This window comes from Flavobacterium sp. ABG (genome assembly GCF_001027725.1).
GTDB lineage: Bacteria > Bacteroidota > Bacteroidia > Flavobacteriales > Flavobacteriaceae > Flavobacterium > Flavobacterium cupriresistens.
This window is the reverse complement of record NZ_LEKS01000006.1, coordinates 247,951-267,020: the sequence shown is the minus strand read 5'-3', so window position 1 is coordinate 267,020 and position 19,070 is coordinate 247,951. Positions and strand designations below refer to the sequence as shown.

Genomic DNA, 19,070 nt, shown 5'->3' with positions numbered 1-19,070 from the left:
AAACGCATTTTTGATATTTTCATGTGCTCGAGAACACGAATTTTGTGTGTTCGAGCACATTTTTCACATTTTTTCTTGTTTAATAAAAATATAATCGATAGTTTCGTCGAATAATTAAAATTTAGTGGTCTTTTTTTAGTTCAATTTCACTCTTTTTTTTGTGAATTAAAACGATCCTAATGACCTTATTAAAAACTAAATTTTGACTGTAAAAAAGAAAAACCTACTAAACAAAAGATTCAATTTATTAATCAAAACCAAACCAGAGTATGAAAAAAGTATTTGCAAAAAAACCTGGAAATTCAGGTCTGCATAGTGTACTTGAAAAAAGCTTAAAAGCGACTTTAGTTTCACTTTTGTCATTAAGCTTTCAGACAGCCGATGCTGCTGCTCCTGCTAATGAAAAAGCTTTGAACAAAATCAGTTTATTAGCATTCCAAAAAATAGTAAAAGGAAAAGTTGTAGACGAAAAAGGGGTTCCAATCCCCGGCGTAAATGTTATTATAAAAGGGTCCAAAACAGGTGTTCAGACTGATATGGACGGTAGTTTTGCTATAGATGTGCCAAATGCTTCTACAATATTAGTATTCTCTTTTCTGGGAATGCAGGAAATAGAAGCCCCTGCTGGAAACGGTGGTCTGAAAATTACAATGAAAGAAGCCGGACAACAAATGGACGAAGTAGTTGTTGTTGGATACAGCAAAATTAAGAAAGAGAGTTTAACCGGAGCTTTACAAACGCTGAACAGTAAAAAGCTTATTGACGCTACAACTCCATCTGTAGAAAACTTACTAGCCGGTAAAGCGACAGGGGTATATGTAAGCTCGGGATCCGGTCAGCCTGGTGATGTTGGAAAAATAGTTATTCGTGGTAAAACAACTGTTAACGGTAGTACAGATCCTTTATGGGTTATTGATGGTGTTATTGTGGGTAGCAACTCAGGAAATATGAACCCGGCCGATATTGAAACTTTAACGGTTCTTAAAGATGCGGCATCTACAGCTATGTATGGTTCACAAGGAGCAAATGGTGTTATTGTTGTTACTACAAAAAGTGGAAAAAATGGCAAAGCATCCATTAATGCCTCTATCAAAACTGCCGCGACTAGTGTAAATAATGGTAATTTTAGCGTCATGAATGGGCAGGAATTATATGATTTGTATGATTCTTTTGCAAACAAACAGGATTTTAGCAATGCGTGGTGGTGGAAACCAGAATTGCGAAACAAAAATTATGATTGGTGGAAAAATGCAACACGAACTGGTCTTGCAAGAGATTTTAACTTATCTGTAAATGGTGGAAGTGACATCTTTAAAAGTTATGTTTCTCTTGGTATCTACGATGAAACAGGAGCTATAAAAGGATACGACTATACACGTTACAACTTACTTCTCAAGTTTAGCTACAAAGTAAACAGCTGGCTGACCATACGCCCTCAGGTAAATGTTACACGTACAGGAACAGAAGATAAACAACATGATGTAGGCGCTATGTATCGCAATATGCCATGGGACAGTCCTTATTTAGAAGATGGAACTTTGGTAGGAAACCAACCAAATCCAACTTGGGTTAATACGACCGGATCTAACTATTTGTATGATTTACAATGGAATTACGGAGAATCAAAAAGCTACAATGTACGAAGTAACTTAGACTTTGATATCAAATTTACGCCATGGTTAACTTTTACCTCTACAAATAACTACATTTTTTCAAATAAAGATTCCATGTACTATACTGACCCCAGATCCTCAGGAGGATTATCTGTAAAAGGAAGAGTTCAGAATAATCACGACGGTTATACCCGTTTCTTTAGCAACCAATTATTAACATTCAACAAGTCCTTCGGAGCACATGCTATAAATGCAGTTGCAGCTTACGAATGGAATGAATATGACGCAAAAGAATCAGAAGGAATTGCCACAGGTATTGCACCCGGGTTTGTAATTCCCGATGTGGCTGCCATTCCTGAAAAAGTAGGCGGTACCAGAAGACAATCTGCAATACAATCGATGTTAGCAAACATTAACTATACCTACGATGACCGATATATGGCGCAATTCTCATTACGTCGAGACGGAGCTTCCAATTTTGGAGAAAACGCTAGGTACGGTAACTTCTTTTCGATCAGTGGTGGTTGGAACATTCACAAAGAAAACTTCTTCCATGCTGATTATGTTACGAACTTAAAACTTAGAGCCAGTTACGGATCGGGAGGAAACAGACCTAACAGTCTATACCCCCACTTGCCTTTATACGCATTAGCATCATCAACAAAATCATATAGTTATAATGGTAATTCCGGAGCATTAATTTCTCAAATTGGAAACCCTGATTTAAGTTGGGAAAAAACATATACAACCGGTATTGGTTTGGATGTCAGTTTCTTTAAAAGAATTAATTTGACATTAGATTATTATGACAAAGACACTTCGGGTTTATTATACCAGGTCCCTTTGCCGGGAGTAATCGGAGTGACCAGTATCTGGAGAAATGTCGGAGCGGTAAACAACCGAGGATTCGAAGCCTCTATTAATGCCGATATTGTTAAAACTGAAAATTGGAGATGGAATGTTGACTTTAATATCGGTACAAACAAAAACAAAGTAACAAGCCTTTACGGAACAAGAAAAGAAATTATTGTTGGTGACGGAACTGGTATTGCAGGTTCAGCAGATAAACTATTAAAACCAGGAATCGATGTTGACACTTGGTACCTTACGGAATGGGCCGGTGTAGATCCTGAAAATGGAAAACCACAATGGTTTAAAACGGATGCCACAACAGGAGAACGTGTTAAAACCTATAGCTATTCAGAAGCTTCAAAAAATCGTGTTGCTATTGACGCTTACACACCATCGTATTTTGGAGGATTTTCGACTACTTTAAATTATAAAAATTTCGACTTTGGAGCAACATTCAGTTATTCAGTAGGTGGTAAAATTTACAATTATGCACGTGCAGAATTTGATTCAGATGGAGCTTATACAGACCGTAATCAAATGAACCTTCAAAAAGGATGGAGCCGTTGGGAAAAACCGGGCGATATTGCCACACACCCGCAAGCCATATACAATAATCCTAGTAACTCGAATAAAGCCTCGTCGCGTTTCTTAGAAGACGGATCATATTTAAAAATGAGAAGCATTTCATTTGGATATAATCTAAACATTGAGCGTTTGAACATATCAAACCTTAGAATATTTGTAGCTGGCGAAAACTTGTTTACGATAACTGATTTCTCAGGTGTTGATCCAGAGATACCACCATCTGAACGAAATGGCGTAAGATCAATAACTGGAGTTGCAACCTCGGTATACCCTCAAACCCGCAGATTTGTATTAGGCCTTAATCTTTCTCTTTAAAAACAAAATCATGAAAAATATATTCATACTATTTATTGCGCTTAGTTTTCTATCTTCATGTGAACTGGAGCGAGAACCATTTAATGCTTACACAAAAGATAAAATTCTACAAGATAAAGAAGCTGCCGTAGATGTACTTCTTAACGGGTGTTATGCACAACTTAGAGACTGGTCGGATGTTATGCACCGCGTGGGAGAATATCCGGGAGACAACATCATGATCAGAGGAACCTCTACTGATTCCTTCTACTCTTTTATATCCTATCAACATATTCCGAATAATGACAGGTTGGCTACTTTCTGGAACAATAGTTACAAAATTATCTCACAGTCAAGTGATTTAATGAAAATGATTGCTGAAGGAGAAAACCCCGTATTAGATCAAAAATTAGGAGAAGCCTATTATTTAAGAGGAATGCTTTATTTTTATTTAGGCAAAACATATGGCAGACCTTATGCACAATCTCCGGAAACTAATTTGGGCGTACCAATTGTAAATGGATTACCGGAAGACATCGCTAACATAAGCCTACCAGACAGAGCTACCGTAAAAGCAACCTATGAGCAGGCCATTAGCGATCTTAAAAAAGGAGAAGCTTTAATGAGCGAAAACAGAACTGCAGCGTATGCAACCAAAGAAGCGGCACAAGCAATGCTTTCAAGAGTATATTTATATATGAGTGGAACTTACGAAACACCAAATCAAGAATACGCTACTTTATCTATTGATTATGCTAAAAAAGTTATTTTGAGTGGTCGCTATAATTTACTTAGCAGAGCCGATTTTATGAAATATAATACTTTTGCACCAGATGCAAGCGGACAAACCGAAACGATCTTTGCCGTTAAACGTGTAGCATCTGAGTTCTCAGGTTATGATCACTATTATGGTATTGGCGGTATGTATGCAAATCTTCAGGGTCAAGGCTGGGGAGAAATGTACGCTAGTGCAGAATATCTTGATTTATTGCGAAAATCAGGGCTGAAAAAAGATGCAAGATGGGCATTTATTGAACCTCAATATGCTTTAGATGCTTCTAATAATAAAACAGTAGCTTTCCGCTTTATAACTGATGCATTTAATGCAGCGGGGACACAAACTGGATTCAACTATATCCAACAACCTCTTAAAACTAAAACTGACGGTTCTTATTATATTACTATAGCAAACGTAGATTACAATCTTACTGTCGTAAATGCTGCCGAAAATAACTATTCAATTTCGTATGCAGGTAAAACTTATGTAGGCGAAAAAGATTATATGATGCTATTAAATCGTGTATATCCTATGTTCTACATTACAAAATGTTCGTTACAGGATAATGATTCACACTTGCACTCGCCTATTATTTCGAGATTGGCAGAAATGTATCTGAACATGGCTGAAGCTTATGCTAAAAAAGGAGATTATGGAAATGCTTTGACTAATTTAAATGTCATCCGTGAAAGAGCAATTGTTGGAGGCGGATATACTTCATTAAACAGTACTAATGCTGCGCAACTCATCGATGAAGAACGTCAATTAGAGTTAGCTTTTGAAGCACAACGTGGTTATGATGTTTACAGAAACGGACAAACCATGACACGTCGCTATCCTGGTCCTCATCTGCCATTAATAGATGTACCTGCAACTAGTCTTCGTGTAGTACAATATATTCCACAATCAGAAATAAACGCATATCCGGGGACTTTAACCCAGAATCCGTAATCATTTTAAATATTTGTTTTTTGTTTGTTTATTACCTCTCTAATTAAAAAAGATTAGAGAGGTTGTTTTAAAAATAGTTGAATAAATTCTAATCCAATAACCTCAAATTATGAAAAATATATTTTACTTGTTTTTTGCAGCTTCTTTAGTATCATTTTCATGCGCCAGCAATAATAATGATGATACCCAGCAGGATACACCACCGAAAAATGAAACAATTCAAAACCCAAAAACAACAATTTCTCTGCCACTCGGAGGAAATGCCTATAGTTCTAAACATTTAGACGGAAACAATACGATTACAGACAATGGAATAGAAAACTGGACTGATTCCAACGAATTTTTTACTGCTTATTTTAAAATTTCGACTCCTGGAACATTTCAAATTACTGTTGAAGAATCTGTTGAAGTGAATGGAAAATCAGAAGTAGAATTTTCGATAAACAACGAGTCTAAAAAAGTAAATTTTACCACCACAAAAAAAGCAGTTATCGCAGGAACCTGGACGATTAAACAAGCCGGTTATGTAGCTGTTAAAATAAAAGGAATCAGCAAAACAGGCGATCGTTTTCCGTCTATTAGTCGTTTAACGATTGCCAGTGCTGATTATGATGGTAAAATAGCCTATGTCCCTAATAACGAAGGTAGTTTCTATCACTGGGGAAGACGTGGTCCATCTGTTCACTTAAATTATCAAGTACAGGAAAGCATCAATGCCGAATGGTATTACAACGAATTGACAATCCCTGAAAACGAAGACAAAATCGGTTCTTATTTTATGGCAAATGGTTTTGGTGAAGGTTATTTCGGAATTCAGGTAAACTCATCGACAGAAAGAAGAGTTTTATTCTCTGTATGGAGTCCGTTTACTACTGATGATCCAAACAGTATTCCTGATTCTCATAAAATTAAAATGTTGAAAAAAGGAGAAAATGTATATACAGGCGAATTCGGAAATGAAGGTTCAGGCGGACAGAGTTATCTAAAATACAACTGGAAAGCCGGTACAACCTACAAGTTTTTACTACGCGGACTTCCAGCCGGAAATAATACCACTACGTACACTGCTTATTTCTTCGCTCCTGAAGTAAACAAATGGTTGTTAATTGCGAGTTTTAATCGCCCTGAAACCAATACTTATTTAAAAAGATTTCATTCTTTCTTAGAAAATTTCGTTCCGGAACAAGGAGATTTCTCGCGTAAAGTGTTATTCAACAATCAATGGATTTGCGATGATAAAGGTGCTTGGTCAGAAATTAATACCGCTCGATTTACAAACGACAATACGGGTGCAAAAGAATACAGAATGGATTTTGCCGGTGGTGCAGAAAATGGTTCTTTTTTCCTGAAAAATGGTGGTTTTTTTAATGATTTTACAACTCCAAAAACTACATTTACAAGACCATTAACGAATAAAAAACCGGAAATAAATTTCACTACTTTACCGTAGATAATCTTTAATAAAAACAAAAACTACTTATATTATCGATAATCGATCTAGTAGATTATCAAATCATTTAAAATCAAATTAATTATGAAAACTAGTAATTTAAAATTCATTTTAACCGTTTGCATTTTGTTTTGTGGAGCAATTGTATCGGCGCAAATGATCAAAACCAAAACCCCATCACGCGCAAAAGGTCAAACTGACGTTTTACGTTTGGCAGCAACACCACTACCAACCGTACGTGTTGCCTTTATAGGTCTTGGAATGCGCGGCCCCGGAGCAGTAGAACGCATGACTCATATACCTGGTGTTGAAATTGTCGCTTTATGTGATATGACACAGGAAAATACTTCTAAAGCAAACGAAATCTTAACCAAACAAGGACTTGCAAAAGCACAGGAATTTTATGGTGATGAAAATGCATGGAAAAAAGTTACAGCATTACCAAATGTAGATTTAGTATACATCGCAACAGACTGGAAACACCACGCTATGATTGGTGTTCAGGCTATGAAAGATGGTAAACACGTTGCAATAGAAGTTCCTGGAGCAATGACAATGAAAGAAATCTGGGAACTGATCGATACTTCTGAAAAAACACGTAAACACTGTATGCAGCTTGAAAACTGTGTGTATGATTTCTTTGAACTTACGACATTAAACATGGCACAACAAGGTCTATTTGGAGAAATTCTTCATGCAGAAGGATCTTATATTCATGGTTTACAACCTTTCTGGGGTGAGTATTGGAACAACTGGAGAATGGATTACAATATCAAACATCGTGGTGATATTTATGCTACTCACGGTATGGGACCGGCTTGTCAGGCACTTAATATTCACCGTGGCGATAAAATGAATTTCTTAGTTTCTATGGATACAAAAGCTGTTGGAAACCCGGCTTACATCAAAGAAAAATCTGGAAAGGAAATTAAAGATTTCAGAAATGGAGATCATACAATGACGATGATTCGTACTGAAAACGGAAAAACTATTCAAATTCAACACGACGTTACTTCTCCTCGTCCATACAGCAGAATGTATCAATTGAGCGGAACTAAAGGTTTTGCTAATAAATATCCAATGGAAGGTTATGCTTTAGACGGTAAAGAATTAGGGGATGATGTAAAACCAAATCACGAAAAATTAAGCGCTCACTCTTTTGTTCCTGCAGAAGTTAAAAAAGCGTTGATGGAAAAATACAAACACCCAATTGTAAAAGATATCGAAGAGCAAGCTAAAAAAGTAGGCGGTCACGGCGGAATGGATTTCGTAATGGACTACCGATTGATTTACTGTCTTCAAAAAGGATTGCCATTAGATATGGACGTTTACGATTTAGCAGAATGGTCTTGCTTAGGTCCGTTAACAGAAATTTCTCTTGACAACAATTCAGCTCCTGTAGAAATTCCTGATTTCACACGTGGGGGTTGGAACAAACTACAAAAATTAGAGTTTTCAAATTAAATATTTCTTGGTTAGTTAGTGAGAAAGGGCATCTTAAATCTATTAGATGCCCTTTTTTCAATTTTAATATTTATTATTGTTGCGCTTATTTTACCGCTAAAGGCGCAGAGAAAAAACGTAAGCTCCCCAAAACTTAGTTATGGCTTTGTGAACTTTGCGAAAAAAAACTTAGCGTGAGGTTAGACTTCACAAAGCATGCAAAGGGCACTATTAAAAGAGTTTAAAAAAAATATGCACGCAGATTCGGCGGATTTTAACGGAAGATCACAGAAAAAATCTGCCAAATCTGCCAAATCTGCGTGCAAATCTTATTTCCCTTCAATCAATTTCTCCAACTTTTCCATCATCCCATCTTTTTCCCTCAACATACTTTATAGGGAGCGATCTTTTCATCGTGAAGCTGAATGATCTTTTCGATTGGATAAAAAGTGTAATTTTCGTTTTTCTGATAACTGGGTTATATGGAGTCTCGTAGCATAAGAAAAAAAGCCGTTTTGGGGCTTATTAATGAAAAAAGAGGCTGCTACACTAATGCAACGACCTCTTTTTCTTTATTTTAAAAAACACAAATTACTACTTCCAATTAAAAGTAATTCGTTTTTCAATCTCACTGTTTAAACTCAAAAACACCGGACAAGTCATCGCGGCACGCTCTAAGATTGTTTTGCTTTTTTCGTCTGTTGTACCTTTCATTTCAAAAACAATTTCGATTGCTCCGATGCGTCTTGGTTCAGCGTTCATTATTTTAGTTACTTCGGCTGTAGAATCATTGATATTGATTTCCATATCACGAGCTTTGATTCCCATAATCGTCATCATACAACTTGCTAAAGCGTTTGCTACGGTGTCTGTTGGAGAAAATGCTTCTCCTTTTCCGTTATTATCTATTGGTGCATCTGAAATGATTTCACTTCCGGATTGCACGTGGATTGATTTTGTTCTTAAATCCCCTAAGTAGGTTACTTTTGATGTCATTAATTGGCTACTTTTAAAGTTAAATCTGAATCGTAATATAAAATGTAAACACCTTTGTTTGCGTGTCCGCCATCTTCTTTTTTGTAATATTGAAATTTATTGTCCGCTTGTTCAGTCGTCATTAAATCTGCTGTTTCCTGATAGGTTTTACCCTGAACCAAACGCATCATAGTATCAAAAGTTACATCGAAACCACGAGTCGCATACGTATTTGGATTTATTTTGTTTTTCAATCGATATTCTTTTTTAAAGATTGAAACACCAGGTTCATCACTTTCACGAGTTACTGACGGATACATTAATTTCAATTTTACTAAATTTTCAAAACTAATTTCGTCTGTATCTAAAGTACTGTTTGGTTCTAAAATCACCAATTGCACCTGACAAGTTTTTTGTGCGTCAATCAATGCTTTAATTGTTGCTTTTACCATAGCGGTATTAGCCGTTTCCATTACCACATAATTCATTCGGTTAGGCAATAACAAGCTTTTTAAGTTTGCTGCATCTAAACCTCCGGTCTCTGTTAAAGCAGCAAAAACAACTCCTTTTTGATTTTGCTTAATATAGGTAACAACCGATTCCTTTTTCTTATCTACTACCGCAACAATGTTTCCGTTTTTAGCACGCATATAGTCAAAAACTGCATTTTTAACGACATCGTTTGTTGGAATAGACTGGTACAAATTATCAATTGGATTGGCCGCATCTTTTGATAGTGGAGAAATTACCGGTACATTGTACGAATGCAATGCATTAGCGGTACTTTCTGCATTACCTTGATAAAAAGGTCCTACCACTGCATCGGCATCCTGCAATTTATTCTGTGCGATTAAACTCAATACATTGGAAGTACTTTTTGTTTCTTGCGAATCGTAAATCGACACATCAATTGGTAATTTTAAGGTCTTCGCCGAGTCAATTGCCATCATCGCTCCTGAATAAAAATCAAGAGTCATGTTCAAAAATTTATCGCTTTTAATTCTATTTGCAGTACTTACGGTATCAGTCTGCATTTTTGCCAAATTAAAAGGCATTAATAAAACTAATTTTTTACGCTCACCTTGTCCTCTTTTTTTAGTCAACTCAACTATTTCAGGATTCGCAGAAGTCGTTTCCGATTTTACTTTTTCAACAATTTTTATTGCTCCTGAACCGGAATTATCAACTGGCTTTTCTACTGCTTTTTCAGTTGGTTGGTGCTGAACAATAATTGGAGTTGGTGCAAGGAATCCAGATGGCACTTTTAAAACCATTCCTTCTTTCACTCCTTCAGAAAGAGAAGGGTTCAATTCTGTTAATTCTGCCTGAGTTAATTGAAATGTTCTTGACAAACTATAAAGTGTTTCTTTTGGTTTCACTTGATAATCCATATAAGTTGTGCCTTTTTTTGAAGACTCATCAACTTTTTTAGTTTCAACCGGTTTTACAACTTTAGCAACAACCGGGGTAGCCACTTCTGTTTTTGGAGCGGTTCCTTTAATCGTTACTCGGTGTCCAACTTCTAAATTTGCTACAATATCCGGATTACGTTTCTCTAAATCTTCAACCGTTGTATTGTATTGTTTTGCAATAGAATATTTGGTCTCTTTTGGCACAACATCATGATATATGTATTTTTCAGGAGCTGGTGTTTTAGTGGCTTTAGGACTTACTGCGGCAGTAGTTTTAACTGCAGCTCCTTTTGATGGAATAGTAAGCGTCTGACCAATTTGCAAACCATTAGTCACTAAAAATGGATTGGCGGCTTTTAATGCTTCATCCGAAATACCGTATTTTTTTTCGATCCCAAAAAGTGTTTCTTTAGGCTGTACTTCATGCACAATTGTTTTTCCTGATGTATTTGGCTTCGTTGAAGTTACTTCCGTTTTAGCAGGTGTTGATTTATCTCCTTTAGTCGGAATTAACAGTACGGTCTTAGGAGCTAAAGCTTTTCTGGCATCCGGATTTAACTGATAAATATCGTAAGGAGTTACCTTAAATTTTTGAGCAATCTGATTAATTGTTTCTCCGCTCGAAACTGTATATTTCACTACCTTTTCCTGAGAAAAAGCAGAACAGGTTACTAAAAAAACGAGAGACAATAATGTAAAATAATATTTCATAATGGGGCTTAAAACAATTTAATTTTTAATTCAAAAAACAAGATACTAATTTTTGCTTAAAGCAGGATTCGCACGGCTTGTTTTTTTTTGATTATTGTCTTCAGTCCATTCCGATCTTAACAATAATCCTTTACTTATATAACTCCTGTTCTTCCTTTTTCTTGCATTTATTCGCATAAAAATTCATCCGTATTTTTGATATACGTACCGGAGTTAAGAAAATAAGGCGTTACAAATTGTAACGCCTTACTATAAAAATAATACTATTCCCACTCAATTGTTGCAGGTGGTTTAGAACTTATATCGTATACCACACGATTTACTCCTTTTACTTTATTGATAATATCATTTGATACTTTCATTAAGAAATCATAAGGTAAATGTACCCAGTCGGCAGTCATACCGTCGGTAGATTCTACGGCTCTAAGCGCTACTACTTTTTCGTAAGTACGCTCATCTCCCATTACACCAACACTATTTACAGGAAGCAGGATCGCTCCGGCTTGCCACACTTTGTCGTATAATCCCCAAGATTTTAATCCATCGATGAAAACAGCGTCAACATCTTGTAAAATCTGAACTTTCTCAGGAGTGATATCTCCTAAAATTCTAATGGATAATCCTGGTCCCGGAAAAGGGTGTCTTCCCAATAATTCAGGATCTATTCCTAAAGTAGCTCCAACTCTTCTTACTTCATCTTTGAAAAGCATTCTAAGTGGTTCTACAATTTTCAATTTCATATAGTCCGGTAATCCACCAACATTGTGGTGTGATTTAATTGTAGCCGATGGTCCTTTTACAGAAACCGACTCAATTACGTCAGGGTAAATAGTCCCCTGAGCCAACCATTTTACGTCTTCGATTAAATGTGATTCATCATCAAAAACTTCAATGAATACACGACCAATTGTTTTACGTTTGGTTTCAGGATCACTGATTCCGGCTAATTCGCCAAGAAAACGATCTCCTGCATCTACTCCTTTTACATTCAATCCCATTCCTTTGTATTGATCTAATACATTTTGGAATTCGTTTTTACGAAGTAAACCGTTATTTACGAAAATACAGTACAGGTTTTTACCAATTGCCTGGTGTAATAAAACTGCCGCTACAGTAGAATCTACTCCTCCTGACAATCCTAAAACAACTTTATCATCACCTAATTTCTCTTTTAATTCTGCCACCATTTCTTCTACGAAAGCACCTGGCGTAAAGTTTTGAGGAACTTCAGCAATGTTAACTAAAAAGTTTTCTAACATTTTTGATCCGTCAGTAGAGTGAAAAACCTCCGGATGGTATTGAATCGCGTAAGTTGTCTCGCCTTCAATTTTATAAGCTGCATATTCTACATCATGAGTACTTGCCAATTTTACTGCATTTGTCGGCAAAGCTTTGATACTATCGCTGTGACTCATCCAAACCTGGCTGTTTTCTGAAACGCCGTTAAAGAAAACTTCATTCTCCTTAATATAAGACAAATTAGCTCTACCGTATTCTCTGGTATTAGAAGCAGCTACTTCTCCACCACTAAAATGCGCTAAATATTGTGCTCCGTAACAAACTGCCAACATTGGAAGTTTACCTCGAATTTGAGACAAATCAGGATGTGGAGCATCTTCTGCACGAACAGAAAATGGGCTTCCTCCTAAAATTACAGCTTTATAAGGTGATAAATCACTTGGAAAGTGATTGTAAGGGAAAATTTCGCAGAATATATTTAATTCGCGAACTCTACGCGCAATAAGTTGAGTATATTGCGATCCGAAATCTAAAATAAGTACGTTGTGTTGCATGCGCAAAAATACTTTTTATATTCGAATTTGAAAAATCAGAACAATGAAAAAACTAATATTTTTTTCATTGTTCTGATTTTAGCTACAAAGATTCGAAGTTACAAAGGTTTATAAGGTGTAAAAAAACAAATAGCAACCCGCTTTTCCTTTTATACCTTTTAAATTTTATGTCTTTTTGAAATTATTTTGCAGCTTTTGTAAGAAGCTTTTTCTGTTTTACGATAACAAATTTCGCTTTAAATCCTGTATCCAGGTTGTTCCAATAATCAGATAAGATCAGATTACCTTCGGCATCGTAGATTTCAAATCCACCTGTATTTCCTCCAAGGCTTCCGATATTAAGTGCTTCTAATTCGAAAGTATTAAAACCTTCATTAAAAGTTATTTTAAATTCCTGATAGTCGGACTCTAACACCATTCTCTTTACTACAACATCTTCATTAAAAACTGCTTTTATCATATCACCATCGATTGCTCCGGCATCACGACATTTTATAATAAAATAAGTAGAACTTGTATAAATATCACCAAATTCAAGATTTTTTCTAACTAATGGTCCTCTGCCTTCTTTTAATCCCGCTTCTTTTACGGCCTTATCCAAATCCTTTTCCATTTTCCCAACATAACGATCTCCGGGATTGGCAAAATCAGTTTCGGTTGACATTGTAAAAGTGCTTTTCTGCTCTCCTACTTGAAATTTAGACTTAGGAGTAATACTGGTATTATCAAAAACGTTAGGTGTTTTTATACTTGGAACATCTAAGTTAGTTCCCGCAGGATTTTTGATTTCCGGAGACGGGATCTTTTTAGGTTTCGCACTAAATTTTGGAGCCGGAATCGACTTAAATTTTGTACTGAATTCAGTTTGAGCTGATACAGTTACAGCAGTAAAAAATAATATGAAAAATAGAATTTGCTTCATTGAAAAAGTATTATCGAATAGGCTTTTATAATTTTTATAAAATCAAGTGTAGCTTCACAAAAATAGCATAATTTAATTAGGCACTACAACTTTAAGACTTTTATAACAATATATTAGGCTAATTTTTGGAAACAAAAAACCTGCCAAAAAATCAAAAAACTAAATTTTCAATACCACAAAAATATACCGATGCTATTTTACGCCTTAGTTAAATTCTTCTTTTAAAAAAATATATCATTTTGATAATTAACAACTTATTCCTAATTTCAATGTTTTAATCTACCTTTATTAAAAACTAGAAAAATGGATTATATCGACTACTATAAAACATTAGAAATAACAAAGTCTGCTACTGACGCCGAAATAAAAAAAGCCTATCGAAAAGCGGCTCGAAAGTACCATCCAGATTTGAATCCAAACGATAAAGAAGCGGAGAAAAAGTTCAAAGAAATCAACGAAGCCAATGAAGTCCTAAGTAATCCCGAAAACCGAAAAAAATACGACAAATACGGAAAAGACTGGAAACATGCGGACGAATTTGAAAAAGCAGGTTACAATCCTAATCAACAACAGCAAACCAAGCAACAAAGCAGTTCTGATTATAATGACTTTTCAGGAGGTGATTTCTCCGGTAGTGATTTTTCTGAATTTTTCAATTCCATGTACGGTTCAACTGGCGGCAACAAAAGGCAATCCAAATACAGGGGCCAGGATTATAATGCCGAACTACAATTAGATTTGGATTCCGCGTACACCACGCACAAACAAAATCTGACGGTAAATGGTAAAAATATCCGGATTACGATTCCGGCTGGAGTGGAAAACGGTCAAATCATAAAAATTCCGGGACATGGCGGACCAGGAGCAAATGGAGGCCCCGGCGGTGATCTGTACATTACCTTCACCATAGAAAACAATTCTAATTTTAAACGCGAAGGCAATAATTTATACGCCGATGTTGCTCTCGATTTATACACCGCTATTCTGGGAGGTGAGATTTTCGTTAACACTTTTGACGGAAAAGTAAAAATAAAAGTCCCCGAAGAAACACAGCCCGGAACAAAAGTCAAATTAAAAGGAAAAGGTTTTCCGGTCTACAAAAAAGAAGGTCAGTTTGGAGATTTATACATTACTTATACTTTAAAACTCCCCACAAAATTATCCCAAAAGGAAAAAGGATTATTTGAAGAATTATCTAAAATAAGCAATCATGAGCAATAAAAATCTAATCCAGATCAAACAATTTTGCACGTATCACGAAATTGAATACACCTTTATAACCGAATTAAATAATTACGGATTGGTAGAAATTATTGTTCAGGAAGATGACGAATACCTGCACCTTAAACACTTGCCTGCCATAGAAAAAATGATCCGGTTGCATTATGATCTGAAAATTAATTTTGAAGGAATTGATGCCATAGCGCATTTATTAAGTAAGATTGAAACGTTACAACAAAACTTAACGATAACTCAAAATAAACTTCGACTTTTCGAACACCATCAAACCAAGTAGATCTTAAAAAACGATTTCTTAAAATATCACAAAAAAGCTTGATTTTGAAAGTGATTTCAAATAAAATTTGCGCTTTTCAGTTTCCTATTTTATAAATTGCAGCCTAATTAACTAACCGGGATTTGTTTTAAAAAAGGAATAAAACAATTCAATAAAATACTACCAAATGAAAAGAGAAAACATCTTAACAGGATCACCTTGGGAAGACAAAATGGGATATTGTCGCGCTGTACGCATTGGCAATATCATTGAAGTTTCAGGAACTGTGGCAATTGTTGATGGCGACAAAGTAAAAGCTGACGATGCGTATGCACAGACTTTTAACATTCTCGAACGTGTAGAAAAAGTGCTGGAAGATTTGAATGTTGGAATGAAAGATGTAATCAGAACCCGTATTTTCACAACCGATATTACCACTTTTGAAGAGGTTGCCAGAGCGCATTCTTCTTTTTTTAAAGATGTAAAACCGACAACGGGTTTTTATGAAATCAGTAAATTGGTTGCTCCAGAATATTTAGTTGAAATTGAATTTACGGCTGTAGTTCAGTAATTTTTTTTCCACGAATTAAACTAATTGCGCTAATTACTTTGCCACAGATTAAAGGATTAAAATAATTAAACAATCTGTGCGAATCTTTTTAATCTGTGGCAAAAAAAATAAAATTCGTGTACATTTGTGAAATTCGTGTTTAAAAAAACTAAACCTACAAATGGCTCTACCTGATTCTAAAACTACACTCCTGACAGTCCTTAAATGGATTCTCATTTGTCTTTTAATAGGCTTTTTTTCAGGATCGGCTTCAGCATTTTTTTTAGTTTCGTTAGAATGGATTACACAATTTAGAATCCACCACAACTGGATCATCTGGTTTTTACCCATTGGTGGATTACTTGTTGGATTGAGTTACTATTACTGGGGAGAATCGGTTGTAAAAGGCAATAATCTATTGTTGGAAGAATACGAAACCCCAAAGAAAACCATTCCGTTCAAGATGGCTCCTTTGGTCCTTGCGGGAACCTTACTCACCCATTTATTTGGTGGTTCTGCCGGACGCGAAGGTACAGCAGTACAAATGGGAGGCGCTATTGCCGATCAGTTTACAAAACTTTTTAAACTAGAGCAATCAGAGCGAAAAATTCTGATTATTCTCGGGATCAGTGCGGGTTTTGCATCTGTTTTCGGAACACCTTTGGCGGGAGCAATTTTTGCTTTGGAAGTACTGTACTTTAGTAAAATCAACTTTAAAAGTATTATTTTATCCTTCTTAGTGGCTTACGCCGCTTATTTTACGGTTGAATTCTGGCAGGTCAAACACACGCATTACAGCATTCCCGATGTGCCCGAAATCAATCTTACGAACTTATTTTATACCATTCTAATTAGCCTCTTATTTGGCATTGCAGCTTTGCTGTTCTCGAGAACTACTCATTTTTGGAGTTCTTTATTTTCAAAAAACATTAAGTATCCGCCATTGCGTCCATTTGTAGGAGGAATCGTTTTGGCCATTGCCATTGCAGGTTTCGGATTTACTAAATTTGCTGGTTTGGGTGTCCCTGTCATTGTGGATTCCTTTTCAAATGTAAATCCGTGGTATGACTTTTTACTCAAAATTCTATTTACGGGATTCACGTTAGGAGCTGGTTTTAAAGGCGGAGAAGTAACTCCGTTATTTTTTGTCGGAGCTACTTTAGGAAGCGCACTTTCTCTTGTCGTTCCTATGCCAATAGCCCTTTTGGCCGGAATGGGTTTTGTAGCCGTGTTTTCGGGTGCTACCCACACTCCCATTGCCTGCACCATTATGGGAATGGAGTTGTTTGGAATTCAACCCGGGCTATTTATTGCGATCGCCTGTACCATTGCTTATTTTTCTTCAGGCTCGGTAGGGATTTATAAATCGCAGATTGTCAAGGGTGCTAAATATAAGTTGTATCAGAAGTGGCTTTGATTTTTTTTGTAGTTCAAGATCAAAATTGTGAAATGTGAAATGTGAATTGAAAACTGAGACTGAGACTGAAAACTAAGAACTGAAACCACGGCTATAAACTGAAACCCAAGAATCTCTAAAATCTTTTCAGCATTACATTAAAAAAATGTAAATTCGCACACTATGAAAATACAAGATATTCAAGCGATACAATTGTTGCTCGCAACCCCAAAGAAAATCGCTATAATCCCGCATAGAGGTCCAGATGGTGATGCCATGGGATCTACGTTGGGTTTATACCATTTTTTATTAAAAAACAATCATCAGCCAACGGTGATTGCACCTAATGATTTCCCTGATTTCTTAGCTTGGTTACCAGGTTCGGAAACCGTAAAAATATTTGAAAAAGACACCGAAAACTGTACTAAAATATTAGAAGAAGCAGAGATCGTATTTACACTTGATTTTAATGCTTTTCATCGCACGGGTGAAATGGAACATACTTTAGCCAAGCTAAAAGCTCCGTTTATTATGATCGATCATCATCAAAGACCTGATGATTATGCGACTTATATGTACTCTGATACTACTTTTGGTTCTACTTGTGAAATGGTTTACAATTTCATTTCCTTTTTAGATAAAAAAGAAGATTTAGACCAAACCATTGCTACCTGTATTTATACCGGAATCCTAACCGATTCAGGTTCTTTTCGCTTTCCCGGAACTACCGGAAATACACACCGCATTATAGCCGAATTAATTGATTTGGGTGTCGAAAATACGCAGATTCCAGTACTTTTATTTGATAATAGCTCGTACAGCCGTTTACAATTGTTAGGTCGTGCTTTGCAAAACATGAAAGTATTTGAAGAGCATAAAACCTCTTATACAACGCTTACACAGGACGAATTAGATTCTTTTAACTACATAAAAGGCGATACAGAAGGAATCGTTAATTATGGATTAAGCATCAAAGGAATTAATTTTACGGCTATTTTTATAGAAAACAGAGACGAGAAAATCATCAAAATATCATTTCGTTCGCAAGGAGGATTTGATGTAAATCAGTTTGCCAGAGATCATTTTAATGGTGGAGGTCACAGCAATGCCGCTGGTGGAAGATCTGATGTTTCTATGGAAGAGACCATCAAAAAATTTGAAGATTTAGTAACTAAACTAAAAATATAACCCCATATGAACTACTTAAAACTAAGCAGCTGTGCCCTACTTTTTGCCGTTTTATTGGTAGGCTGTAAACAACACGAAGAAGCCAGAAGACCTATTTCAAGAACTTCGGGTACTTTCATGAAAAAATCAGCTGATCGGAACAAAAAATTAGTTGCCAGTGAAGAAGATATCATCAAAAAAATAATCAAAAGCAATCCCAAAGTAAAGTATTTTGCTTCACAAAAAGGCTATTGGTATGCTTATGAGGAACAAAATCTGATTGATACGTTACGTCCAAAAAGAGGAGATATAGCTTATTATAATCTGGAAATAAAAGACATACAAGGTAAAATTATCTATCCCGAAGCTGAACTTGGCCCGCAAATCTATCATGTAGACAAACAAGAAATCATGATGGGATTGCGTGATGGAATTAAATTGATGCGCAAAAACGAAACTGTAAACTTCTTATTTCCATCACATATCGCCTATGGTTACCATGGAGACAATAAAAAAATAGGAACCAATCAATCCTTAATTTGTACCGTTACCCTTAAAAATTTCACACCTGAAGAAGCTCCAAAAGCAACGACACCGAGTACACAAACTCCAAAACCGGTTGCTCCAAAGCCAGTAGTTCAGACTAAAAAAGACACTTTAAACCCATAAAACAACATTTAAAA

The 19,070-nt window shown here is 35.9% G+C and carries 14 protein-coding genes; 10 read left to right on the top strand and 4 right to left on the bottom strand.

Going from position 1 to position 19,070, the window contains the following annotated elements; translation table 11 throughout:
- Window positions 1-269 precede the first annotated feature (269 nt).
- The 4 genes from AB674_RS08785 (at window position 270) to AB674_RS08770 (ending at window position 7,987) form a co-directional block, all read left to right on the top strand.
- Complete coding sequence (locus AB674_RS08785; RefSeq protein WP_053004227.1) at window positions 270-3,365, top strand: SusC/RagA family TonB-linked outer membrane protein; 3,096 nt, start codon at window positions 270-272, stop codon at window positions 3,363-3,365.
- Window positions 3,366-3,375: 10 nt separating this feature from the next.
- The gene (locus AB674_RS08780) at window positions 3,376-5,073 is read left to right on the top strand and encodes a RagB/SusD family nutrient uptake outer membrane protein (RefSeq protein WP_047775719.1); all 1,698 of its coding nucleotides are present in this window, start codon (window positions 3,376-3,378) and stop codon (window positions 5,071-5,073) included.
- Window positions 5,074-5,182: 109 nt separating this feature from the next.
- On the top strand, window positions 5,183-6,523 hold the full coding sequence (locus AB674_RS08775; RefSeq protein ID WP_047775717.1) for a DUF3472 domain-containing protein: 1,341 nt from the start codon (window positions 5,183-5,185) through the stop codon (window positions 6,521-6,523).
- Window positions 6,524-6,607: 84 nt separating this feature from the next.
- Window positions 6,608-7,987: a Gfo/Idh/MocA family protein gene (locus tag AB674_RS08770; protein WP_047775715.1), complete on the top strand. Its 1,380-nt coding sequence runs from the start codon at window positions 6,608-6,610 to the stop codon at window positions 7,985-7,987.
- Between the two features lie 573 nt (window positions 7,988-8,560).
- Here AB674_RS08770 and AB674_RS08765 read toward each other — a convergent pair.
- From AB674_RS08765 to AB674_RS08750, 4 genes are all read right to left on the bottom strand, one after another.
- Window positions 8,561-8,962: an OsmC family protein gene (locus AB674_RS08765; protein ID WP_047775713.1), complete on the bottom strand. Its 402-nt coding sequence runs from the start codon at window positions 8,960-8,962 to the stop codon at window positions 8,561-8,563.
- A complete protein-coding gene (locus AB674_RS08760; RefSeq protein WP_047775711.1) occupies window positions 8,962-11,064 on the bottom strand; it encodes a LysM peptidoglycan-binding domain-containing protein in 2,103 nt (700 codons plus the stop codon). Before AB674_RS08760 ends, AB674_RS08765 begins: the two co-directional genes overlap by 1 nt.
- A 263-nt stretch (window positions 11,065-11,327) precedes the next feature.
- The gene (guaA, locus tag AB674_RS08755) at window positions 11,328-12,857 is read right to left on the bottom strand and encodes a glutamine-hydrolyzing GMP synthase (protein WP_047775709.1); all 1,530 of its coding nucleotides are present in this window, start codon (window positions 12,855-12,857) and stop codon (window positions 11,328-11,330) included.
- A gap of 181 nt (window positions 12,858-13,038) precedes the next feature.
- The gene (locus AB674_RS08750) at window positions 13,039-13,779 is read right to left on the bottom strand and encodes a hypothetical protein (RefSeq protein ID WP_047775708.1); all 741 of its coding nucleotides are present in this window, start codon (window positions 13,777-13,779) and stop codon (window positions 13,039-13,041) included.
- Window positions 13,780-14,082: 303 nt separating this feature from the next.
- On the opposite strand from AB674_RS08750, the gene AB674_RS08745 reads away from it, so the two are divergent.
- From AB674_RS08745 to gldI, 6 genes are all read left to right on the top strand, one after another.
- Complete coding sequence (locus AB674_RS08745; RefSeq protein ID WP_047775706.1) at window positions 14,083-15,000, top strand: DnaJ C-terminal domain-containing protein; 918 nt, start codon at window positions 14,083-14,085, stop codon at window positions 14,998-15,000.
- Window positions 14,990-15,295: a chaperone modulator CbpM gene (locus AB674_RS08740; protein WP_053004226.1), complete on the top strand. Its 306-nt coding sequence runs from the start codon at window positions 14,990-14,992 to the stop codon at window positions 15,293-15,295. Before AB674_RS08745 ends, AB674_RS08740 begins: the two co-directional genes overlap by 11 nt.
- 166 nt (window positions 15,296-15,461) lie before the next feature.
- The gene (locus AB674_RS08735; RefSeq protein WP_047775703.1) at window positions 15,462-15,845 is read left to right on the top strand and encodes a RidA family protein; all 384 of its coding nucleotides are present in this window, start codon (window positions 15,462-15,464) and stop codon (window positions 15,843-15,845) included.
- A 160-nt stretch (window positions 15,846-16,005) separates the two neighbouring features.
- Window positions 16,006-17,241, top strand: coding sequence for a voltage-gated chloride channel family protein (locus tag AB674_RS08730; protein ID WP_047775701.1), 1,236 nt, complete (start codon window positions 16,006-16,008; stop codon window positions 17,239-17,241).
- 162 nt (window positions 17,242-17,403) lie between these two features.
- Window positions 17,404-18,408, top strand: a complete 1,005-nt coding sequence (locus AB674_RS08725; RefSeq protein ID WP_047775699.1) for a DHH family phosphoesterase — start codon at window positions 17,404-17,406, stop codon at window positions 18,406-18,408.
- A gap of 6 nt (window positions 18,409-18,414) precedes the next feature.
- Window positions 18,415-19,056 carry a gliding motility-associated peptidyl-prolyl isomerase GldI gene (gene gldI / locus AB674_RS08720; protein ID WP_047775698.1) on the top strand — a complete coding sequence of 214 codons (642 nt, stop codon included), beginning with the start codon at window positions 18,415-18,417 and terminating at the stop codon, window positions 19,054-19,056.
- The last annotated feature ends 14 nt before the right edge of the window (window positions 19,057-19,070 follow it).